This is a genomic window from Ferruginibacter sp. SUN106, from assembly GCF_050611765.1.
Classification (GTDB): domain Bacteria; phylum Bacteroidota; class Bacteroidia; order Chitinophagales; family Chitinophagaceae; genus Ferruginibacter.
On record NZ_JBODJC010000001.1, the window covers coordinates 328332 to 349024 of the forward strand.

At 39.1% G+C, this 20693-nt stretch carries 21 protein-coding genes; 15 read left to right on the forward strand and 6 right to left on the reverse strand.

Annotation, left to right across the window (positions count from 1 at the left end; genetic code table 11):
• Positions 1-54: 54 nt before the first annotated feature.
• The 5 genes from ACQ334_RS01265 to ACQ334_RS01285 form a co-directional block, all read right to left on the reverse strand.
• Positions 55-1497, reverse strand: coding sequence for an alpha/beta fold hydrolase (locus ACQ334_RS01265; RefSeq protein WP_430986339.1), 1443 nt, complete (start codon positions 1495-1497; stop codon positions 55-57).
• A 65-nt stretch (positions 1498-1562) separates the two neighbouring features.
• Positions 1563-2390 carry an AraC family transcriptional regulator gene (locus ACQ334_RS01270; RefSeq protein WP_430986340.1) on the reverse strand — a complete coding sequence of 276 codons (828 nt, stop codon included), beginning with the start codon at positions 2388-2390 and terminating at the stop codon, positions 1563-1565.
• Between the two features lie 136 nt (positions 2391-2526).
• Positions 2527-3825, reverse strand: coding sequence for a M28 family metallopeptidase (locus ACQ334_RS01275; RefSeq protein WP_430986341.1), 1299 nt, complete (start codon positions 3823-3825; stop codon positions 2527-2529).
• Between the two features lie 31 nt (positions 3826-3856).
• Complete coding sequence (locus ACQ334_RS01280; RefSeq protein ID WP_430986342.1) at positions 3857-4588, reverse strand: LytR/AlgR family response regulator transcription factor; 732 nt, start codon at positions 4586-4588, stop codon at positions 3857-3859.
• Between the two features lie 32 nt (positions 4589-4620).
• A complete protein-coding gene (locus tag ACQ334_RS01285; RefSeq protein ID WP_430986343.1) occupies positions 4621-5844 on the reverse strand; it encodes a sensor histidine kinase in 1224 nt (407 codons plus the stop codon).
• A gap of 189 nt (positions 5845-6033) precedes the next feature.
• On the opposite strand from ACQ334_RS01285, the gene ACQ334_RS01290 reads away from it, so the two are divergent.
• The 15 genes from ACQ334_RS01290 to ACQ334_RS01360 all read left to right on the forward strand — a co-directional run bounded on the left by ACQ334_RS01290 (position 6034) and on the right by ACQ334_RS01360 (position 19855).
• A complete protein-coding gene (locus ACQ334_RS01290) occupies positions 6034-7326 on the forward strand; it encodes a DUF937 domain-containing protein (protein WP_430986344.1) in 1293 nt (430 codons plus the stop codon).
• Between the two features lie 109 nt (positions 7327-7435).
• Positions 7436-8608 (forward strand): hypothetical protein, encoded by a 1173-nt coding sequence (locus ACQ334_RS01295; protein ID WP_430986345.1) that lies wholly within the window; start codon positions 7436-7438, stop codon positions 8606-8608.
• A gap of 87 nt (positions 8609-8695) precedes the next feature.
• Entirely contained in the window at positions 8696-10489 is a 1794-nt protein-coding gene (locus ACQ334_RS01300) for a DNA polymerase III subunit gamma/tau (RefSeq protein WP_430986346.1), read from the forward strand.
• Positions 10490-10665: 176 nt separating this feature from the next.
• Entirely contained in the window at positions 10666-12294 is a 1629-nt protein-coding gene (locus ACQ334_RS01305; RefSeq protein WP_430986347.1) for a pyruvate dehydrogenase complex dihydrolipoamide acetyltransferase, read from the forward strand.
• Positions 12295-12396: 102 nt separating this feature from the next.
• The gene (locus ACQ334_RS01310; RefSeq protein ID WP_430986348.1) at positions 12397-13140 is read left to right on the forward strand and encodes an energy transducer TonB; all 744 of its coding nucleotides are present in this window, start codon (positions 12397-12399) and stop codon (positions 13138-13140) included.
• Positions 13141-13200: 60 nt separating this feature from the next.
• Positions 13201-13707: a GbsR/MarR family transcriptional regulator gene (locus ACQ334_RS01315; protein ID WP_430986349.1), complete on the forward strand. Its 507-nt coding sequence runs from the start codon at positions 13201-13203 to the stop codon at positions 13705-13707.
• A 147-nt stretch (positions 13708-13854) separates the two neighbouring features.
• Complete coding sequence (locus ACQ334_RS01320) at positions 13855-14214, forward strand: hypothetical protein (RefSeq protein ID WP_430986350.1); 360 nt, start codon at positions 13855-13857, stop codon at positions 14212-14214.
• A 30-nt stretch (positions 14215-14244) separates the two neighbouring features.
• The gene (locus ACQ334_RS01325; protein WP_430986351.1) at positions 14245-14622 is read left to right on the forward strand and encodes a hypothetical protein; all 378 of its coding nucleotides are present in this window, start codon (positions 14245-14247) and stop codon (positions 14620-14622) included.
• Positions 14623-14646: 24 nt separating this feature from the next.
• The gene (locus tag ACQ334_RS01330; RefSeq protein ID WP_430986352.1) at positions 14647-15090 is read left to right on the forward strand and encodes a hypothetical protein; all 444 of its coding nucleotides are present in this window, start codon (positions 14647-14649) and stop codon (positions 15088-15090) included.
• Between the two features lie 3 nt (positions 15091-15093).
• Positions 15094-15987, forward strand: coding sequence for a TIGR01777 family oxidoreductase (locus ACQ334_RS01335; RefSeq protein ID WP_430986353.1), 894 nt, complete (start codon positions 15094-15096; stop codon positions 15985-15987).
• Positions 15988-16009: 22 nt separating this feature from the next.
• Entirely contained in the window at positions 16010-16435 is a 426-nt protein-coding gene (locus ACQ334_RS01340; RefSeq protein ID WP_430986354.1) for a thiol-disulfide oxidoreductase DCC family protein, read from the forward strand.
• A 1-nt stretch (position 16436) separates the two neighbouring features.
• The gene (locus ACQ334_RS01345; protein ID WP_430986355.1) at positions 16437-16802 is read left to right on the forward strand and encodes a CoA-binding protein; all 366 of its coding nucleotides are present in this window, start codon (positions 16437-16439) and stop codon (positions 16800-16802) included.
• A 133-nt stretch (positions 16803-16935) separates the two neighbouring features.
• Positions 16936-17394, forward strand: coding sequence for a hypothetical protein (locus ACQ334_RS01350; RefSeq protein ID WP_430986356.1), 459 nt, complete (start codon positions 16936-16938; stop codon positions 17392-17394).
• 50 nt (positions 17395-17444) lie between these two features.
• Positions 17445-19025, forward strand: coding sequence for a T9SS type A sorting domain-containing protein (locus ACQ334_RS01355; protein WP_430986357.1), 1581 nt, complete (start codon positions 17445-17447; stop codon positions 19023-19025).
• A gap of 356 nt (positions 19026-19381) precedes the next feature.
• Complete coding sequence (locus ACQ334_RS01360; RefSeq protein ID WP_430986358.1) at positions 19382-19855, forward strand: ribonuclease H-like YkuK family protein; 474 nt, start codon at positions 19382-19384, stop codon at positions 19853-19855.
• Between the two features lie 64 nt (positions 19856-19919).
• Here the strand turns inward: ACQ334_RS01360 and ACQ334_RS01365 are convergent, their stop codons facing one another.
• Positions 19920-20624 carry a GTP-binding protein gene (locus ACQ334_RS01365; RefSeq protein WP_430986359.1) on the reverse strand — a complete coding sequence of 235 codons (705 nt, stop codon included), beginning with the start codon at positions 20622-20624 and terminating at the stop codon, positions 19920-19922.
• Positions 20625-20693 lie beyond the last annotated feature (69 nt).

Genomic DNA, 20693 nt, shown 5'->3' on the forward strand with positions numbered 1-20693 from the left:
CTGGCCGGTGTCTTCACCTGCCAGGAAATGGAAAATTTCTCTTTTTCACTCATCTCATTCAACTATCACATTCTTTGAAGTGGAGATAAGTTTTTTATAAGGGTTCTCCATAAACATTTTTACAAAATCAATTCCATCTACACCAAATCCAGAGCCGTGTGCCCGGTTATGAATAATTAATAACTGGCTGTTGGGCATATATCTTTTTATCAGCCTGTTATAAAATGGCCTGCACCAGGGATCGGCATCACCTGCGGATATTAATGCAGGAATAGTGGAATACACTGCTGTTTTAGCTACGGGAGGTTCGGGCTTTACATTCCAGCAACTGCATATGGCATGGTTTACATTGTTGAATGGATAACCCGAAAGCCAGGGCAGCATCAGCTCTTGTTTTTTTACCAGTGCTTTATTGGCATACGCAATTTGTTCGCTGCAATACACCGAGTAGCGCATACCATGTGATAAATTTCCATTGCCGCTAAAATTATCGTCCAGTACTTCTGTTATATATTTTTTGTGGTTGCCATTTATCAATTCGTTTATTACAAAAGGAACTGTTTTTAACTGGCTGTTGTTTATCCTGTTGATCACAGCATCTAACAATTCATTTTTTGTATAGTGTAACTGCAAGCTGTCATGCGTATCTTTTTCAGCATAAGCTATTGTAAAAACTTTTCCATTAATAGCTGTAAAATACTGGTGAAACCGTTCTCTTAAATTTTGGTATTGCAAATTGTTGCCTGAATCTTTTTCGCAATTATCAAATACCTGGTTAAGTGCTTCGTTAATATTAAACAAAGCATCTTCCTCGTAATTAGCGTAACCGGGTAGTGGCGAATTTAATATCAAAGATTTTACAGCTGCAGGATGATTTCTTACTACTGTAAGCATTAAGCCTCCGCTGTATGAAATGCCCAATAAATTCAATGAATCAAGATGCAGTGCCAATCTTAAGTCATTAATATCTGCGGCACTTTCAATGGTATTGTATGCCGATAAGTCAATGCCTTGTGTTGCTAATCTGTTGCGGCATTTTTTTACAGCATCCAGTTCCAAACTATCTTTGGATAAGTTTTCTTTGTAAGCTCTTTTAATGGCTACATTTATTTCATCACATTGCAGGCAGGGTTGTGATAGTTTAGTGCCCCGCTGATCAAATGCAATAAAGCCACCAAATTTTAAAAAATCCGATCTGTAGCGGATGCTGTCGAAATTAGCGATGGTGCTGTACCCTGGCCCGCCCGTAGTATACAGCGTGAAGTTTTTTGCTGCATCCTGTTCTGGTTTTCTTGCTGATACAAAAGGTATTTTTATTTGTCTCCCTGCTGGCTTCTGCCTGTTTTCCGGTACTACCAGGTAACCGCATTTTGATACCAGGCCACTGTCAATTTTAATAAGACAAGGGCATGGTTCAATTGAAGGCGTATAGTTTTGCGCTAAAGATCTTTGTATAATGCATGATAGGAAAAACAGGAATAGAACAACAGGCTTCATGTTATTTTGTTTGTACTGCAATTTATGCTGGCAGTACAAACAAAGAGGGTAAAAACCGGACAAAATCAGGAATGGCATTGTGATAATGGCTGCCCGGTAAATTGTATTACTGCTTTTCTGAAATGACTCATATCGTAATAACCAAAATGGTAAGGAGAAAATAATTCTTTATCGGAAACGTAAGCCGTGAGTGCAGTTCTTGTTCTTACTATGGAAAAATAATTTTTAGGCGCAATACCGATGATACTTTTAAAATACCTGTACATGGTTTTATCTGTAAGTGCAAGTTCGCCGGCAAGTTTATTATTGCTGTACGACATATCAGATTTTTGAAAAGTATGCACTGCCTTCCATACTTTTTGATACAGGTAATTATCCCGGAATTGCACCTGCAAGAGATGTAAAAAATATTCCTGCAGCATTGTTGTCCGCTCTTCAAAAGCATCCAGTTTTTTTAGCTTGCAAAGAAAATCAGCAGGTAACAGGGTGTTGATATTGATGATAGCATTACCGATCTTATTTTGTTCAATGCCAAACACGGCTTCAAAACCACCGGGATGAAATTTTACAGTAAAAATATTATCCGTACGCAGGTTGGTTCTTTCTACGATATTATTTCTTAGTAAAAGGATATCCGTGTGGGCATCAATACAAACCTGTTTCCTGCCATTGCTTAACCGGTAGGGCGACCCAAGGTTGATCCATATTGTAGGTGTATAACTAGGGAAAAGTTTTACAGTAAATTTTTCGGTATTGATGTATTGATTGGTGGCATCAAGAGAAGTCTCTGAAAAAAACTCAATATAATCTGACAACTCCTCACAAGGACTTTTGAATTTGTATAGTTTTCTAATATCGTCAAAAATTTCAATCATGGATAAAAGGGAGATCATTTTTATAAAGCCCTGGTTGGTGAAGACACCGGCCTGGAGCTAAGCTTTATGTGGCTTATAATGGTTCAGCATTCCGGTCGGTGAAGACACCGACCGGGGCTAACACAATTCCCAATTACAAATTCCGAACACTCTCTTACTGTTTCTCCACCCTGCTTGGCGTATCCTTACCGCTAACAATAGTCTTGCTGCTGATAGCAATGGCTTTAATGATCTCGGCCATATTGTTCATATCCAAGGTGCCAATCTCATCACTTTGTTTGTGATAGTTAGGTTCATCATTAGGGGCTTCTTCCATTTTAGAAGTAGAGATAGTATGTGCAGGTACGCCTAATGCTGCAAGGGTAGCATTGTCGCTGCGATAAAATAAATTTTGTTTGGGATAAGGGTCGGGTTCAAAATGAAATTTAGAGCCGGTAAGATTGGCCTGTAATATTTTACCCATATCACTTTTTTCGTAGCCGGTAATGTAAGCGCTGTTATTGCCCCATTTGCTGTCGGTGCCAATCATTTCAATATTAAACATTGCCATTACTTTATCAGCATTCAATTGTTTGCTAAAGTAACGGCTGCCAAAGCCACCAATTTCTTCTGCAGTAAAAGCTACAAAAATTATGGTGCGTTCATTCTTTTCTTTTTGGGCGCTGAAATATTTTGCCAGCATCATTACTGCAGTTGTACCTGCGGCATCATCATTGGCGCCATTGAAAATACTGTCTTGATTCTTATCCGGCTTACCAATTCCCAAGTGATCGTAATGCCCGGCAAATACCACATACTCATCCTTCTTACTTTTACCCGGTAATACACCCACTACATTTTTCAGGTGTTGTTCTGTCAATTGATTTTTGATGTGCAGGCTGATAGTTGCCGGATTAAGATTAGCCGTTAAAACAAATACCTGTGATACACCAGATTGAAATTTTGCATTGCCTGCAAAGCGTTGCATTCCTTTAAAACGCCTGGTATGTGCAGTATCTACCAGCACCAGTACATTCTTTTCCATATCAAAAATGGGGAACACCACTTTTGAAAAATCATCGTCTTTTTTAACCACCACTACTTCATAATCTTTCAACGAGTTGATATTGATTTCTGCAGAGGTGGTGTTGGCTGCAATATTATTCATCGTTAAAGAATCATTGTCCAGCATACCTTTTATCTCAACAGGTTTTGCTTTGGTCATAATAAACTCCTGGAAGTAAGATTTACTATCACCAAAAAACTGGAGTTTGCTTTTTGTAAATTCTCCGGCAATAAAATCCGCTGCTTTATCAATACCCGGCGTAAAAGTTTTACGGCCCTGCATATCATCAGCAGATAATATTTTTTCAATCCGCTCCACTTCAGCAGCGTTTATAATTTTATCAATGTTTTGTGCAAAAGAAAGCAGGCATACAAAGCCTGCTGCAGCTGTTAGAATAAGTTTCTTCATTATCAATTATTAATTATTTAATTATCCATTATTATAAGCTCATCATCTCCTTAAACTTAACGGCCTGCCTGCGGCTTACTTCCACTTTTTCGCCGGCATGCAATTCCAATAAAAGGCCGCCGTTAAAATAAGGTTCAATTTTTTCGATCATGCGCAGGTTAACAATATGCTTGCGGTTAGCACGGAAAAAAACTTTTTCATCCAGTCTTTCTTCCAGGGCGTTTAAAGATTTTAAGATTAATGGTTTGTTGGGGCCAAAAAATACTTTGGCATAGTTACCCACGCTTTCGAACAAACGCACTTCGCCCAGTTTTACAAACCAGCAGCGTTCGCCATCTTTTACAAAAACCTGGTCGGCTTCGGTAAGCATACCACGGTTAATGCTGGCCATTGTTGCAGCCAGTTCTTTTTCTTCGGCCTGTTGTAATTTTTGTAAAGCATCTGCCAGGCGTTTTGGCTCCACAGGTTTCATCAGGTAATCCAATGCATTTACTTCAAAAGCTTTTAATGCATATTCATCGTAAGCGGTAGTGAAGATTACATGTGGTGCTTTTTCTAATTCCTGCAACATGTCAAAACCGGTTTTGCCGGGCATTTGTATATCCAGGAAAATTAAATCAGGAGAAAGGTTCTCAATCTTTTCCAGCCCTTCATTAGCATTGGCAGCTTCACCCACTACTTCAATCTCCGGAAATTCAAGCAACAATTTTTTTAGTTCATTTCTTGCCAAACGTTCATCATCAATAATTACAGCTTTTTGCATACTAGTGTTTACTTTATTTAATATTGACTATTTTAAATGGTTACCGGCATTGTTACTTTACTTTCCACCATATTGCCATTGAGGTTCTTTATTTCAAAATGGGCTTTGCCCTGGTACATCAGGTTTAGCCTGTCCTGTGTACTTTTAATACCAAAGCCATCGCCATTCAGGTTACCATTAAGCTGGCCGGTATTCTGTACCAGTAATTCCAGGTTATCGCCTTTAAAGTCGGCCACAATACGCACTATGCCACCATCCACTAATTTGCTGATGCCATGTTTAATAGAATTTTCCACCAGCGTTTGCAGCATCATCGGGGGTACCTGTTGCCCCAATGTATCCTGGTCAATATCCATTTCTACATTCAGCCTTTCTTCAAAGCGCATGTGTTCCAATGCAAGATAATCTTTTACAATATCCAGTTCTCTTTGCAAAGACACAGTTTCGGCTTTTTCGGCTTTCATGCTGCTGCGTAAAATATTGCTGAGTTCGGTAATGGCGGTTCTTGCCCTTCCGGGGTTTTCATCCACCAATGCCCTTATGCTGTTTAATGAATTAAAAATAAAATGCGGATTGATATGTGATTTTATTGTTTTTAATTCCAGCTCTTTTACGGTGCTTTCCAGCTTTAGCCGGTCCAGCTGGTCTTTTCGGTTTTTATCAACATAATGATACACGATATAGATCAAAAACCAAAGCGCTACCAGTAAAATATTCTGGTAGATCTGTATTGGTACAGTCTTGTCTTCATATTTCCAGCTGCCCTGGGTATTGCGGTGCCAGCCGGTGTTTTTCCTGATGTCTGAAATAGTTTTCAAACTGAGCGAATCCTTTACCGGCGTAGTGGAGTAATAGGCCACTTTATCAAGTCCGGCATTGGCTTCCAGTTTTTTAGCTTTTTCCAGTTTAAAATTCTGGATATAATGATCAAATGAATAATTGGTGCTGCTTTCAATGGCATTACCGCCGTAAGAAAATATCAGGGCAGTAGCTACAATACCCACAATAAAAGCCAGGAAAAGCCGGTTGAAGGAAAACCTTAGCCAGTGTGTCTTTTTTATAACTGTTCTTAAAAGATGGGTGGATATAATGCCGCAGAAGAATAAGATACCGATACTGATCAGGTACTCTGTATCGCCACCATGCTGGTCAAACTGTTCTTTAAAAACAACCAGGTTAAAATAGATATGAATGAGGCTGAAAATACCCCAGCCCAGTATCTGGCAAGCCCAATATCTTACGTTTATTTTACCCATAGTGCAAATCTAAACTTCAAGATAGTGAAAATACGGTGTGTTTTGATTAATGGCGAAATGCAGTTGTGGGAGGTTGGGTTGCTTATTACCCGTAACTGCAACCGGTTTAACCGATTTTTTATGGTTTGTGCAACCCTTTTGTATAGGGTTCAATCTACCACTTATTAACTAAAACTTAAAACAAATAAGATGTCATTTAATCTCATTGATGCAGCAAAAGCTCTTTTTACCGACGAACTGGTAAGCAAGGCGAGTGCTTATTTAGGCGAAAGCGAAACAGGTGTTTCCAAAGCCATAAGCGGTATTTTACCCACTGTTATCAGCGGTTTAGCCGATAAAGCTGCAACACACGGCGGCGCTGCCTCGGTTGCTAACCTGGTTAGCGAACAACATAATTCCGGTGTTTTAGATAACCTGGCTGGTTTTTTTGGTAACAACAGTGGCAGTCTTTTAAATAAAGGTGCCGGTTTATTAAGCAATTTGTTTGGTCATAAAGTAGATGGCATCACCAGCCTGATCTCTGATTTTTCAGGCATCAGAAATTCTTCTGCAACATCATTATTAAGTATGGCAGTTCCTGCTGTATTGGGTTTATTAGGTAAACACTCTAATAATACTGGTATTGCTTCTTTATTAAGCAGCCAAAAAGACAATATTGCAGCAGCAATACCATCTGGTTTAAGTTTAAGCAGCGTATTGGGTAATGCAGGGGGTAAAGTGAGCGATATTGGCGCCAGCGTAAAATCAAGTGCCACCAATTACGCCAATGAAACAGTAAAGGAATCGGGTAGCGTACTGCGTATTTTATTACCCTTGCTTTTATTAGTTCTTGCGGCGCTGCTGGCCTGGTATTTATTTGGCAAAGGTTGCAATAATAGCACAGATAAAGTTACAGATGGTACAGATACAACTGCAAATAAAACTGAACAAACCACAGGCGATATAAAAAATACAGTAGTTGCTACTCCGGGCAAATTGGATATATTAACCGGCGACTGGATATATGATGCCGGCGAAATGGCTACTATTGATTTACCCAACAATGGCGGCGCATTAACTGTAGGTAAAAACAGTACCGAATACAGATTGATCAATTTCTTAAATGACAAAGACAAAGCTGTGGATACCGTAAAAGGCGACTGGTTTGAATTAACGAATGTGCATTTTAAAAAAGGCGGCACAGAATTAACTGATGAATCGATGGCGCAATTGAAGAACATTGTAACAATTGCAAAAGCATATACTGCAGCCAGGTTTAAATTTGGCGGATACACCGATAACAGCGGTACAGATGCTGTGAATATTCCCCTCTCTCAAAAAAGAGCCGAAGCCGTAGCTGGTATGGTAACAAAATTAGGAGCCCCGAAGCAAAATATTGTAGGTGCCGAAGGATATGGCAGCCAGTGGCCGCTACAACCCAATGATACCAAAGAAGGGCAGGCCCAAAACCGCCGTGTAGCAATAAGAGTAAAGGCAAAATAGTTTTTAAGCATGAGCAACAAGAAGCCTCCGGATAGTTCGGGGGCTTTTGTTTTGGGGCTTAACAATTGGCTGATAATTTTAAAAGGCTTTAATCCCTATTTTTGCCGATATGCAATTAATTCCGGTAAACGATAAAACAACTGCCCGGCAGTTTTTACAAGTAGCAGTAGCTATCTATAAAAATGAACCCAACTGGATCCGTCCGCTGGATAAGGATATCAATGATGTTTTTTGTACCGAAAAGAATAAGGCCTTTCGCTTTGGAGAAGCGGAGCGCTGGATATTAAAAGACGAAAAAGGAAATTTAATTGGCCGTATTGCAGCATTTACCAATAAAAAATATAAGAACAAAGGCGACGATGTGGTAGTGGGTGGTATTGGCTTTTTTGAATGTATCAATAATCAGAAAGCCGCAGCGCTTTTATTAGATACCGGGAAAAAATGGCTGCAGGATAGGGGTATGGAAGCCATGGATGGGCCGATAAATTTTGGAGAACGGGACCGCTGGTGGGGATTAGTTACCGAAGGTTTTCACGAGCCTTTGTATTGCATGAATTATAACATGCCATACTACGTTAACCTTTTGGAAAACTACGGTTTTAAGCCTTTCTTTAACCAGATATGTTTTGGGATGGAGCCACAGGCACCATTAGTAGCTAAAGTATGGGACCGGCATAATGCGCTGGAAAAACTAGGCGGTTTTAGTTCTGCCACCATTAAAAAAGACCAGCTGGAAAAATTTGCCGAAGATTTTGCTACCGTATACAACAAGGCCTGGGCAGGACACGGAGGCTTAAAACAGCTGGATAAAAAACAAGTGCTGGCTACATTTAAAAAAATGAAGCCGGTGATGGACGAAAAGCTGGTATGGTTTGCCTATTATAAAAATGATCCTGTGGCTATGTTTGTAAACCTGCCCGATTTAAACCAATGGTTTAAGCATCTCGACGGTAAATTCGGCCTTTTACAAAAATTAAAATTCCTGTGGCTGAAAAAATTTAAGGCCAATGATAAATTTACCGGGCTTGTATTTGGAGTTGTGCCCGAATGGCAGGGAAAGGGGGTGGATGCATATATCATTGCAGAATCTGCCAAAGTAATTCAGACCACTAAATGCCCACGTTACGAAAAATATGAAATGCAGTGGATAGGAGATTTTAACCCTAAAATGCTGAATATTGCAGACAGCATTGGCGAAACCTACCGCAGCCGCAACCTTACCACTTACCGCTATTTGTTCGACAGAACAAAAGAATTTAAGCGCCACCCGATATTAATTTGATTTGAGATTTCAGATTTAAGATTTTAGATTTGCTTAAAGCATTACAAAAGTTCAGGATTGACCATTTACTATTGACCATTGACCATCATGGATAAGTTCATCGTTTCAGCACGTAAATACAGGCCACAAAATTTTTCTACCGTTGTGGGCCAGGCACATATTACCACTACTTTAAAAAATGCCATTAAAAATAATCAGCTGGCGCATGCCTTTTTATTTTGTGGTCCAAGGGGTGTGGGTAAAACCACCTGTGCAAGAATTTTAGCCAAAACTATCAATTGCGAAAATCAAACTAAAGACGGCGAAGCCTGTAATACTTGCCACAGCTGTGTTTCCTTTGATGCAGGTACTTCTTTAAATATACATGAACTGGATGCTGCCAGTAACAACTCGGTGGATGATATCCGCAGTCTGGTAGAGCAGGTGCGCTTTGCACCACAGGCTGGTAAATACAAAGTGTATATCGTGGATGAGGTTCATATGCTGAGTGCTTCTGCATTTAATGCATTTTTAAAAACACTGGAAGAACCACCGCCTTATGCCATATTCATTTTGGCTACAACGGAAAAGCATAAAATTTTACCTACCATTTTAAGCCGTTGCCAGATATTCGATTTTAAAAGGATTACCAACAACGATACGGTAGAACACCTGCAGGAAATTTGTGATAAGGAAGAAATAAAAGCCGATAAAGCCGCACTGCATATCATCGCACAAAAAAGCGAAGGTTGTATGAGGGATTCTTTAAGCATCCTGGATAAGATTGTAAGTTTTACCAACGGGCAATTAACGTACAGCAATACTTTAGAGCACCTTAATATTTTAGATGAAGATTATTATTTTAAGTTTTTAGATTTTATGCAACAGCAAAACATGAGCGATGCCATGTTGCTGTATGATGAAATTAACCGCAAGGGCTTTGAAGGTGATACCGTGCTGGAAGGATTTGCAGAATTTATCAGGAATATATTGGTAAGTAAAGATGCCAAAGCAGCAATACTACTTGAGGTGGCCGAAGATTTTAAACAGAAATATTTACAGGCCGCACAAAAAATAAATGGCGGTTGGCTGATAGGTGCACTCAATCTTTTAAACGAAGCAGAAATAAATTATAAGCAGGCACGTAACAAAAGATTGCTGGTGGAATTAACCATCATCAAACTAAGTTATTTGCAACAGGCCATTGAATTGGTAAACAATGATGGTGTTGTTAGTAAAAAAAAAGTAGTTGAGGCAACAAAACCAGTAGCCTTCAGGGCGGTACCCATAATAAGAGTTAAGGAAGAAATGCAGGCTGCAACCCAAAAGCCGCAAGCTGTAAAGCCACAGGAGGCAAAATTAATTATTGAAGAGCCGGAGGTAAAGACCACAGCAAAAAGGCCTGCTGCAGTCACACAACAATCAACAGAAATTCCTCAACCCAAAACCGGCGGCATTGCTTCGCTGGCAAAGATCCGCCAGCAGGTTACAGAGCAAAATAAAAATACCGGTGTTGTGGCCAAGGAGTTAACTGAGGAAGAATTGTATGTAGCCTGGGGAATATTTATTGAGCGGCTCATCAGCAGAAAAAATCATTCGGCGGTTACCAATTTTAAAATGGCCACACTGAAGATCATTGATAATAACACGATTGAAATTGTAACAGAAAATAATATCCAGCAAAAATTTATTGAGCAGGAAAGGGCCGATCTGGTTGAACATTTGCAAACGCATTTTTGTAACCGGCAGCTGGTGTATACTGTAATTATTATTGAAAAAGAGTACGACTACCAGCCATCAGAAAAAACTTTAACCAGCAAAGAACAATACCTGAAAATTATTGAAGAATACCCGTTGGTGAAAGAATTAAAAGACCGCTTAAAATTAGAGTTGGATTATTAAAAACCAGTTTCAGGTTATGAGTTTCGGGTTTTGATTGTTTGCGAAGTGTTTAAATGTAATTCGATCGCTAACAATCAAAAACAAAACAAACCCGTAACCTGTAACTTTTTCGTTCATTTCCTCTTTTTGCATTAATTTCGAACCTCAATTCATAAAAAATCAGAAATAAGTAATATATGGCAGAAGTGATACGCATGCCGCTGTTGAGCGATACGATGACAGAAGGGAAGATAGTAGCCTGGAATAAAAAAGTAGGCGATAAAGTAAAAAGTGACGATTCTCTTGCTGACGTGGAAACGGATAAAGCCACTATGGAAGTAGTAGGCTATGCAGATGGTGTGTTATTGTACATAGGAGTTCCGGCTGGCGAAGCTGCAAAAATTAACCAGATCATTGCTATTGTGGGTAAGGAAGGCGAAGACTATAAAAGTTTACTGGATGCTGATGGAGGCGCTGCTAAAGCAGCCCCTGCGGCTGCGGCACCGGTAGCGGCTGCTCCTGCATCAACTACGACAGCTCCGGCTGCAGCAAAAGTGGAATTACCTGCAGGCGCAAAAGAAATCAGGATGCCTTTATTGAGTGATACTATGACAGAAGGCAAGATCGTTTCCTGGAATAAAAAACTGGGCGATTTTGTAAAAAGCGACGATGTATTAGCTGATGTGGAAACTGATAAAGCTACCATGGAAGTAGTAGGATATGAAGAAGGTACTTTATTATACGTGGGTGTGGAAGCAGGCAAAGCTGCTAAAATCAATGAGATCATTGCCATTGTGGGTAAAGCAGGAACGGATGTAAGTGCTTATGTGGCTGCAGAAAAATCAGGTGCAAACGCAGGGCAGCCGCAAACGGCAAGTGTTCAACCGCAAGAGCAGGCCGCACCTGCAACAACTCAGCCTGTAGCTGCCGAACCGGTAGCTGCAACAAATGGCAGGGTAAAAGCTTCTCCTTTAGCAAAAAAATTAGCTGCAGATAAAGGTATCGACATTAGTAAAGTTAGTGGAAGCGGTGATGGGGGAAGAGTGACCAAGAAAGATGTAGATGGTTATGTGCCATCAGCAGCACCGGCAGTTGCAGCACCAGCTGTAAAAGCAGCCACAGCCCCTGCATACACAGGTGGTGCAGAAGGCCATACCGATGTGCCGCTTACTCAAATGCGTAAAGTAATTGCCCGCCGCTTAAGCGAAAGCAAATTCAGTGCACCGCATTTTTATTTAACCATGGAAATTAACATGGATAATGCAATGACGGCAAGGGTAGCTATGAACGAAGTAAGTCCGGTTAAAATTTCTTTCAACGACATGATCATAAAAGCGAGTGCCATGGCATTACGCAAACATCCTGATGTAAACAGCAGCTGGATGGGAGAATTTATCCGTCAGAATCATCATATCCATATTGGTAGTGCATTGGCATTACCCGAAGGTTTGATTGTTCCGGTAATTCGTTATGCTGATCAGAAGAGCTTATCACAAATTGCTGCCGATGCAAAAGAACTGTACGGTAAAGCAAAAGATAAAAAATTGCAGCCTGCAGAATTCAGTGGCAATACCTTCACCATTTCTAATTTAGGAATGATGGATATTGAAGAATTTACTGCCATCATCAATCCACCTGACAGTGCTATTTTAGCTGTTGGTGCTATTAAGGAAAAAGTGGTGAAGAAAGGCGATGGCTTTGGTGTAACCAATATTATGAAGCTGACATTGAGTTGCGATCACAGAAGTGTGGACGGTGCTGTAGGCGCTGCCTTCTTACAAACATTAAAGAAATATTTAGAGAACCCGGTTACGATGCTGGTATAATTGCTCTAAAAAGCATAATTGAAAGCGTCCCACTAACAGCGGGACGCTTTTTTTATTTGTAATATTTTAATATCTTGATTGCTTAAAAATAACCGGTAAAATATGAAAAAAACAGTATTATTTTTTGCAGGTATTTTTATTGGGATGATCTCCTTTTCACAGCAAATTTTAAAACAGGTTTTAATAGGCGAAAACGGGGTTACTGAAAACAGGGCAGCAGCCCATTCTTTTATTGCGATAAAAAAATACCCCGGATATTTACAACAACTTCATTACAAAATTGCCGGGCCATTACAAAAGGTGGAAACTTTTTCTGATTCTACATTTACTGTTTTACAGGGAAGCTATTATGAATATGATGTAAACGGAAGAATAACGATCAGTGGTTATTATCAAAATAATGTAAAAGAAAAAGAGTGGTATTATTTTGATGACACTGCAAAAGTTATAAAAGAGGAAAAATATAAAGCCGGTGTGTTAATAAAAACAATTAATCCTGATACGGTTAAAGAAGAAAAGTTGAAGGGAAAAATCAGCACCAGAGGCGAAAGAGAAGCAACATTTAAAAGAGGTAACAGAGATTGGATAAAATACCTCTCAGAAAATATTAATCCCGATGCAGGTAGTGAGTCAGCCAAAGGCGGAGAAGTCAGGGTTGGGTTTACGGTGAATACATTGGGTAAATGTGTGGAAGTGTATATGCGGAAATCTGTTGAACTGGTGCTGGATGAAGAAGCCATCCGCGTAATTGAAAGCTCTCCGGTATGGATTCCGGCACTTAAAAACGGAAAGAAAATAAATGCTTACCGTGTACAGCCATTAGTTTTTGATGTACGGGAAAATTAATTTTCAATAAGTTTTGAAAATTCAATAAATGGTTTATCTTTGTGCTATAAATCATTCATCATGAAATTGACCGAAGCAAAAGCACAGTTTATCAGCAGTTGGGGCGCCTTTGGTACGCATTGGGGTATCAACCGCACCATGGCGCAGATACATGCGCTCTTGCTCATCAGCCCCGATCCAATAACACAGGATGATATTATGGAGCAACTCAACATCAGCCGTGGTAATGTAAATATGAATACCCGAGACCTGGTAGATTGGGGATTGGTAGACAGGGTGCTGATACCAGGCGAACGTAAAGAATTTTTCAGTGCCGAAAAAGATATCTGGAAAGTAGCCACGCAAATTATTAAGGAAAGAAAAAAGAGAGAACTGGATCCGATGCTTAAATTATTAAGCCAGCTGGAAAAAGTGGAAGGCGATAAAAAAGATAAGGATACCAAACAGTTTTTAGATACCGTTGCCGGCATCAGGAAATTTGGCGGGCAGGCAGATAAAATGCTGGATGTGATGATAAAAGCAGATGAGAGTTGGTTTTTGGGAAGTTTATTGAAGTTCTTTAAATAGTTTTTTACATGATCTGACGTCCTCGTCTGATCATGAACACCAGGTCAGACGTGGGCGTAAGACCTGGTGTAAAAACTCAAGCTGCTTTTGCAGCTTTTATTTAACTATGTAGTTTCAATATTTTCTGAAATTATAAAATATACAATTATGAAACAGTTTAAAATAATAGATTTTTGGGTCAACACCGGGCTGATCATTTCTTCTGTCATCATAAGTATTCTCGAAAGAAAGGAGGATTTTCTGCATAATTATTTTTTTGCCGGTTATTTTATAGTTGGAGGATGGCAGGTGATCAGTATGTTGGTACATGTGTTTAATCGCTGCTTTACTGCCAGGTGGACGGCAAGATATATTTACCACTGGATAACTTTTATCGCTATAGTCACTATGCCGGGCTCATTTTGGGTATTGCTGTATGCCGCACCGTTTATGGCAGTTTATTATACTTACTTATGTTATCAAGAAACTTATGTAAAAATGAAACGTCCTTTATCAATACTTAAATAATATTTTATCACAAACATTAAAACGATTTTTATGAATTACATTATCATCACCTACTGCCTTTATCTTACTATCACTATTGCTTTAACCATTTGGGTAGCCAGAACATTATTTAAAAACGGCAAAGTATTTTTAGTAGATATTTTTCATGGTAACAAAGAATTAGCCGACAGTGTGAACAATTTACTTTTAGTGGGCTTTTATTTAGTGAATATTGGTTATGCCGTGTATACCTTACAGGTTACCAGCAGCATCACTAACTTTCAGGAAGTAATAGAAAAACTAAGTGTGAAAGTGGGCTTTATCATTTTAATATTGGGTGCCATGCACTTTTTTAACCTCTACATCTTTTTTACATTAAGAAAGAAAGCTACTATGGAAAAAAGATTTAAAACAAATGTTATCAGTTAACAGGTTCGTTATTGAAGCAGAAAAATGAAAATTGTAAAAACAACATATTTTAAAACCGGGGTAATGTTGGTTTGTATTGCTGTTACAGCTTTTACACTTAGCCGCTATGCTTTATTGATACAGCATTTTTTAAAAGTACAATACAACTGGCAATTTGAATTATTGATGGTTTTAGGTATGTTGTTTTTTCAATACCCGTTCATTTATAGAAATACCTGGCAGTTGAAACTGGAGTATTACTTTAATATGCTGCTTGTTTCTTTAATGGGAGCTGTATTACTCTGGCCTTTACTTATAGTTAATCATTTTGAATACTGCGTTGACCTGGTTAATATCATTTATTTTTTTGCTGTTGTCTGGGTTATGTTTGGTGAACATAAAAGAATAGTAGCCAAACTTTCATTGCCCGTTTTTATTTCGTACACCTGGCTTTTATATCGCTTTATCATTTTAATTTTTATATTGTAAACTATGAAACAGAAAATTGTCATTGCAGGAGGAACAGGATTTGTTGGACAATATCTTACTGAAAAATTCACCACTACAGGATATGAAGTGATCATTATTTCCCGACAACAAGATCATGTGCATTGGGGTGATACTACTTCAATTATCAACGCACTGGAAAATGCTGTGATGCTCATTAACCTGGCCGGCAAATCTGTTGATTGCAGGTATAACGAAAAGAATAAAAAAGAAATTTTTGATTCACGAGTAAACACCACGAAAGCATTGGGAGAAGCAATAGTACAATGTAAAAACCCTCCGGCGCTTTGGATCAATTCCAGTACGGCTACTATTTACCGTCATGCAGAGGACAGGCCTATGACGGAAAGCACCGGAGAAATTGGTTCCGGCTTTTCGGTAAATGTTGCTACCAACTGGGAAAAAACGTTCTTCAGTTTTCATTTTCCTGCAACCAGGCAGGTAGCATTGCGGATGGCAATTGTATTAGGCAAAAACGGGGGCGTAGTTACACCAATAAAAAATTTAGTGCGCTTTGGTTTAGGTGGCAGGCAGGGTAGCGGTAAACAAATGTTCAGCTGGATACATATTGAAGACCTGTACAATGCTATTGTTTTTTTGCAGCAACAGCCGGAGTTAAATGGTATTTTTAATACAGCAGCACCCAATCCGGTTAATAATAAAACCCTGATGCAGTTATTCAGAAAAAATATGAAAATAAGAATAGGTTTACCCACACCAGAATGGCTTTTAAAATTTGGCGCAATGATCATTAAAACAGAAACAGAACTGGTTTTAAAAAGCCGTTGGGTAATTCCTGAGCGGTTACTACAATCAGGTTTTGTTTTTACCTATCCTGTATTGGATGAAGCACTTAAGGATATCCTCACAGGTGAATAAGTCAAAAGAAGAGGAATCAAAAATGAGACGTAACTTTGCAATAGCTATGAAACAACAACCTTTAATATTATTTGATGGCGTTTGTAATTTTTGTAACAGCTCCGTAAACTTTGTCATTAAAAAAGATAAGAAAGCGGAGATACAATTTGCACCGCTGCAATCAGAAAAAGGACGACTGTTTTTAAGGCAATATAATTACCCCGAAAACAATCTGAACTCTTTTGTGTTTATTGAAGATGGTAAAGTGTATACACAATCAACAGCTGCACTCAGGGTAAGCAGGTACTTAAAAGGTTTGTGGCCGTTGTTGTATGGTTTTATCATCGTTCCAAAATTTATCCGTGATGGTGTTTATAACTGGATTGCAAAAAACCGCTACAAATGGTTTGGTGTAAAAGACCAGTGTATGATACCCTCACCAGATGTAAGAGCCAGATTTTTAAATTAACATGACAACAAAAAAAACATTGGTGATAGGCGCTTCCGAAAATCCGGCCCGTTACAGTAACCTTGCAGTAAAAAAACTTACGGCACACCAGCATCCGGTAATTGCATTAGGTAAAAAAAGGGGTGCTATTGATAATACTATTATTGAAACCGAAAAAAAACCTTTTGAAGATATTGACACGGTTACCTTGTATGTAAACCCGTTGCATCAAAAGGAATATTACGATTATATTTTTTCCCTGCACCCAAGGCGTATCATTTTTAATCCCGGTGCTGAAAACGATGAACTGGCAGATCTTGCAACTGAAAAAGGTATTGTTGCCCAGGAAGCCTGTACACTCGTTTTACTCAGTACAGGACAGTACTGAATAACCCTACAAACGGTGTAGTTATTTTTCTAAAAAAGACCCGTTTGATGCATAAATAAAATAAAAGAAATTACACCCCGTTCTGGATTTGTAAACAAGTTATTCATTTAACTTCTTTAAACAGATCCAAATCATGAAAACCCTAATCTCAGGCGTAATGCTAATGTTATGCATTGGTATTGCAACCACTACTTATTCGCAAGGTACTACCGGCGCAAAACCTAAACTCTTCAGTAATTATCCCGGCAAAATTATCTGCTCTGAGCAGGAATTAAGCAAAGTGTTTGCTGCCGGAGTAAATCATACTATCGACCTTAATTTTTCTGATAATTTCTTATTCAGTGGTACAGTAACCAGTAATGTGGTTAAGTATGCCAACCTGCAAACGGCGACTATTAAATCACCTTTTTTTGCGGATGCTGTTTTTGCCATATCTAAAATTACCAATGCCGATAAGAGTACCAGTTATATCGGGCGTATCATCAACACAAAATATTTTGATGGATACGAATTAAAAAAAGACGCTGCTGATAATTATCAACTTATAAAAATAGAAACTGATCAAGTGATACAGGTTTGCAGCCAGAATTAGCAGCCTGTATAAAAATCCCTGAATGAACCTGAACCCTAAATCCACCTACTATGAAAAAGCTATCTCTACTTACCGTTTTAGCATTACTCACCTTACTATCATCAGCCGTTCCAAAACTCAGTAGCTATCCTTCGGCAACTGCCGTAATATTCCTTGATTTTGATGGCCATTATGTACAAAGTACAGTGTGGAATGGCGGGGCACCCATTAACTGTGCACCATCAACAATGTCGGACCTGGAAATTACAGAAGCTTTTAACCGGACTGCAGAAGACTATCGTCCATTTGATATCAATATCACTACAGACTCAACGGTTTTTTTAGCAGCACCTCTCAATAAACGTATCCGCATAATTATTACGCCTACCAGTGGCTGGTTTGGCGGCGTGGGAGGTGTGTCTTATATCGGTTCTTTCACCTGGGGCGATGACACCCCTGGCTTTGTTTTCTGCGACCGCCTGGGGCCAAACAGCCCTAAAATGGTAGGCGAATGTTGCTCACACGAAAGCGGGCACACGGTAGGGTTATCTCATCAGTCCAAATACGGAAGTGATTGTGTAAGCCCCATTGAAACCTATAATATTGGTTACGGTGTTGGCGAAGCCAGCTGGGCTCCTATTATGGGTAATAGCTATTACAGGAACATGAGCAACTGGAATAATGGCCCCACACCTTACGGTTGCACCAATATCCAGGATAACCTGTCCATCATCACTACTCAAAACGGTTTTGGCTACAGGCCCGATGATTATACAGAAGTAATGAATGGTACAACTACCGTGTTATCTGCCGGAAGCTTTGTAAAGAATGGTATTATTACTACCAATACCGATAAAGATGCTTTTAAATTTTCGATGACACAAAATGCTAATTTTCATTTGACAGCAGTGCCATTTAGCGTAGCTGCAAACAACACCGGGGCCAACCTGGATATTAAACTGGAACTGTATAATAATGCAGGAACATTAATTAATACCTACGATCCTGCCGGATCAATGAGTGTTACGGTTGATACTGTATTGAACACCGGTAACTACTATATAAAAATTGATGGCAGCGGCAATGTTAATATTGGGGAATATGGCAGTCTTGGTGCGTATACATTAACAGGGGGAAGTATTGTGTTACCTATAAAAGATATTGCTTTAACCGGCAATACAGATAACAATAAGCATAACCTGGCCTGGAATATTATTGCAGATGAACCTGATAAAATAATTGAAGTGCAGGTATCAGCTGATGGCCTGAATTATAAAAGCCTTACAACAGTAGCAGCAGGCACCAAACAATTCTCTTATGCGCCTTTTGAAAATGCACCTGAATATTACCGCATAAAAGTAACCTCTGTAGTTGGGCAGGAAGCTTATTCCAATGCACTTTTTTTGAAGGGAATTATTGGTAAAACAGATAATAATTTTAAAGTATCAACGTTAATAGAGAACGAAATAACCGTACATGCATCCGTGCCCTACCAATACCAGTTGAGCGATATCAACGGTAGAGTAATCTGCAAAGGAATTGGCGTAAAAGGCTTCAATAGCCTCAACATCAGCAACCAGCCCCGGGGGATGTATATCATACAGTTATTCAGCAATAATCAAGTACAATCAGAACGAATTATAAAACAGTAAGGTAGATTCATGTGTAAGTTAAGGGTCAGCGTTAGGGGCTGGCCCTTTTTTGTTGCATAAAGAAGAGAAATTTTCAACGCTCAATTTCCAATGTTCAATTTTCAATAAAAATATACATGCCTTTCTGTTGAAAATTGTATGTTGAGCATTGAATATTGAACACTTTTTTAACTCTTGCCCTAAACTCCCAAGGCGGACATAAAAAGATATGGCTTAAAAATCTTTACAATTATTAAATGGTTAATTCCTGCCCAATTTAAAGCCATGGCACTGTATCAAAGTAGCTTTCAGGGGATTTAAGAACGAGGCGAGGCTTTTATATGATTTTTTTCAGTAACTTTAAAAAACCCATTTTTATGTTATGGAGAAAATTTAATGGTGATCCTATTCAACTTCCCATCAAAAATGCTGTAGAACAAGCTATCAAAAGAGAAACAGCAAATGGCTTTCATTTAAAAGTTTGTATTGGTACCGACAGCCAGGTAAAAGGCAAAGAAACTGAGTTTGCAACAGTTATTGTTTTTTTGCGTGAAGGCCATGGAGGTTTTATGTTTATTCACAACGAAAAAACATTGCACCAGTACAGCATTAAAGAAAGAATGTTGGTGGAAGTGGCCAAGAGTATTGAAATTGCTTATGAACTGTGCGACCTTTTTACAGAGTACAATGTAGACATGGAAGTGCATGCCGACATTAACACCAATCCGCAGTTTAAAAGCAATGAAGCTTTACGTGAAGCCATGGGCTATATCCTGGGAATGGGTTTTGCTTTTAAAGCCAAGCCTGAAGCCTTTGCCAGCAGCAGCTGTGCTAATAAGGTAGTGAATTAAGGAAGCACTTGTTTTTAAGTGCAGTCTGTAGTTAAAAATTACGGACAGTAAACCTGTCTCTCTTTTATTTTTCCTCTGCCACCTTACTATTCGTCTCTTCAATAAAATTTAAAATTTTATCCCTGCCTAACTTTTTTGTAGCACTCGTAATAAAATACTGTGGTAAAAACTGCCAGGTCTTTTTCATAGCGCTAAAAAAATCCTTGATGTTTTTGCTTACTATGCTCTGGCTTTCTTTATCTGTTTTAGTAAAAATGAGGCTGAATGGCACATCCCATTTTCTTAACTGGTCTAAAAAATCAAGGTCATTTTTTTGCGGCGAATGGCGGCTGTCGATCAATACAAAAACCATCGTAAGGTTCTCCCTTTTACGCAAATAATTTTCTATCATTTGTTCCCAGCGCCGGCGGCTGCTCTGGCTTACTTTGGCAAAACCATAACCAGGCAGATCCACAATATACCACTGGCTGCTGCCGGCATCACCAGCTACTGGCGGTTTATAAGCGGTGCTCTTTGCAGTAACTTTTGCAGCAGGCGCATGCTCATCTTTTGCAGGCAACGATGAAAATATTTCGAAATGATTGATCATTTGGGTCTTGCCGGGAGCAGATGAGGTTTTGGCCAGCTTATCATAATTGCACAGCATGTTAATAAGAGAAGATTTGCCCACATTACTTCTGCCGATAAACGCATATTCCGGTTTGTCGGGTACCGGGCATTTAGTGTAATCGGGGCTACTGATAAGATACTTGGCGTATTTAATGATCATTTTGCAAAGATATAGTTAGTTCGTTGTTTTCAACTGCCCATATGTCGTGAAGATTGCTGTTATAGCAAT

What these genes read in the sequence shown, in the direction of transcription:
- ACQ334_RS01275 (WP_430986341.1), bottom strand. Translation starts at nt 3,825, where the DNA reads ATGAAGAAACTTATTCTAACAGCTGCAGCAGGCTTTGTATGCCTGCTT.
- ACQ334_RS01265 (WP_430986339.1), bottom strand. Translation starts at nt 1,497, where the DNA reads ATGAAGCCTGTTGTTCTATTCCTGTTTTTCCTATCATGCATTATACAA.
- ACQ334_RS01300 (WP_430986346.1), top strand. Translation starts at nt 8,696, where the DNA reads ATGGATAAGTTCATCGTTTCAGCACGTAAATACAGGCCACAAAATTTT.
- ACQ334_RS01325 (WP_430986351.1), top strand. Translation starts at nt 14,245, where the DNA reads ATGAATTACATTATCATCACCTACTGCCTTTATCTTACTATCACTATT.
- ACQ334_RS01280 (WP_430986342.1), bottom strand. Translation starts at nt 4,588, where the DNA reads ATGCAAAAAGCTGTAATTATTGATGATGAACGTTTGGCAAGAAATGAA.
- ACQ334_RS01350 (WP_430986356.1), top strand. Translation starts at nt 16,936, where the DNA reads ATGAAAACCCTAATCTCAGGCGTAATGCTAATGTTATGCATTGGTATT.
- ACQ334_RS01270 (WP_430986340.1), bottom strand. Translation starts at nt 2,390, where the DNA reads ATGATCTCCCTTTTATCCATGATTGAAATTTTTGACGATATTAGAAAA.
- ACQ334_RS01365 (WP_430986359.1), bottom strand. Translation starts at nt 20,624, where the DNA reads ATGATCATTAAATACGCCAAGTATCTTATCAGTAGCCCCGATTACACT.
- ACQ334_RS01290 (WP_430986344.1), top strand. Translation starts at nt 6,034, where the DNA reads ATGTCATTTAATCTCATTGATGCAGCAAAAGCTCTTTTTACCGACGAA.
- ACQ334_RS01320 (WP_430986350.1), top strand. Translation starts at nt 13,855, where the DNA reads ATGAAACAGTTTAAAATAATAGATTTTTGGGTCAACACCGGGCTGATC.
- ACQ334_RS01360 (WP_430986358.1), top strand. Translation starts at nt 19,382, where the DNA reads ATGTTATGGAGAAAATTTAATGGTGATCCTATTCAACTTCCCATCAAA.
- ACQ334_RS01355 (WP_430986357.1), top strand. Translation starts at nt 17,445, where the DNA reads ATGAAAAAGCTATCTCTACTTACCGTTTTAGCATTACTCACCTTACTA.
- ACQ334_RS01335 (WP_430986353.1), top strand. Translation starts at nt 15,094, where the DNA reads ATGAAACAGAAAATTGTCATTGCAGGAGGAACAGGATTTGTTGGACAA.
- ACQ334_RS01310 (WP_430986348.1), top strand. Translation starts at nt 12,397, where the DNA reads ATGAAAAAAACAGTATTATTTTTTGCAGGTATTTTTATTGGGATGATC.
- ACQ334_RS01315 (WP_430986349.1), top strand. Translation starts at nt 13,201, where the DNA reads ATGAAATTGACCGAAGCAAAAGCACAGTTTATCAGCAGTTGGGGCGCC.
- ACQ334_RS01330 (WP_430986352.1), top strand. Translation starts at nt 14,647, where the DNA reads ATGAAAATTGTAAAAACAACATATTTTAAAACCGGGGTAATGTTGGTT.
- ACQ334_RS01340 (WP_430986354.1), top strand. Translation starts at nt 16,010, where the DNA reads ATGAGACGTAACTTTGCAATAGCTATGAAACAACAACCTTTAATATTA.
- ACQ334_RS01305 (WP_430986347.1), top strand. Translation starts at nt 10,666, where the DNA reads ATGGCAGAAGTGATACGCATGCCGCTGTTGAGCGATACGATGACAGAA.
- ACQ334_RS01285 (WP_430986343.1), bottom strand. Translation starts at nt 5,844, where the DNA reads ATGGGTAAAATAAACGTAAGATATTGGGCTTGCCAGATACTGGGCTGG.
- ACQ334_RS01295 (WP_430986345.1), top strand. Translation starts at nt 7,436, where the DNA reads ATGCAATTAATTCCGGTAAACGATAAAACAACTGCCCGGCAGTTTTTA.
- ACQ334_RS01345 (WP_430986355.1), top strand. Translation starts at nt 16,437, where the DNA reads ATGACAACAAAAAAAACATTGGTGATAGGCGCTTCCGAAAATCCGGCC.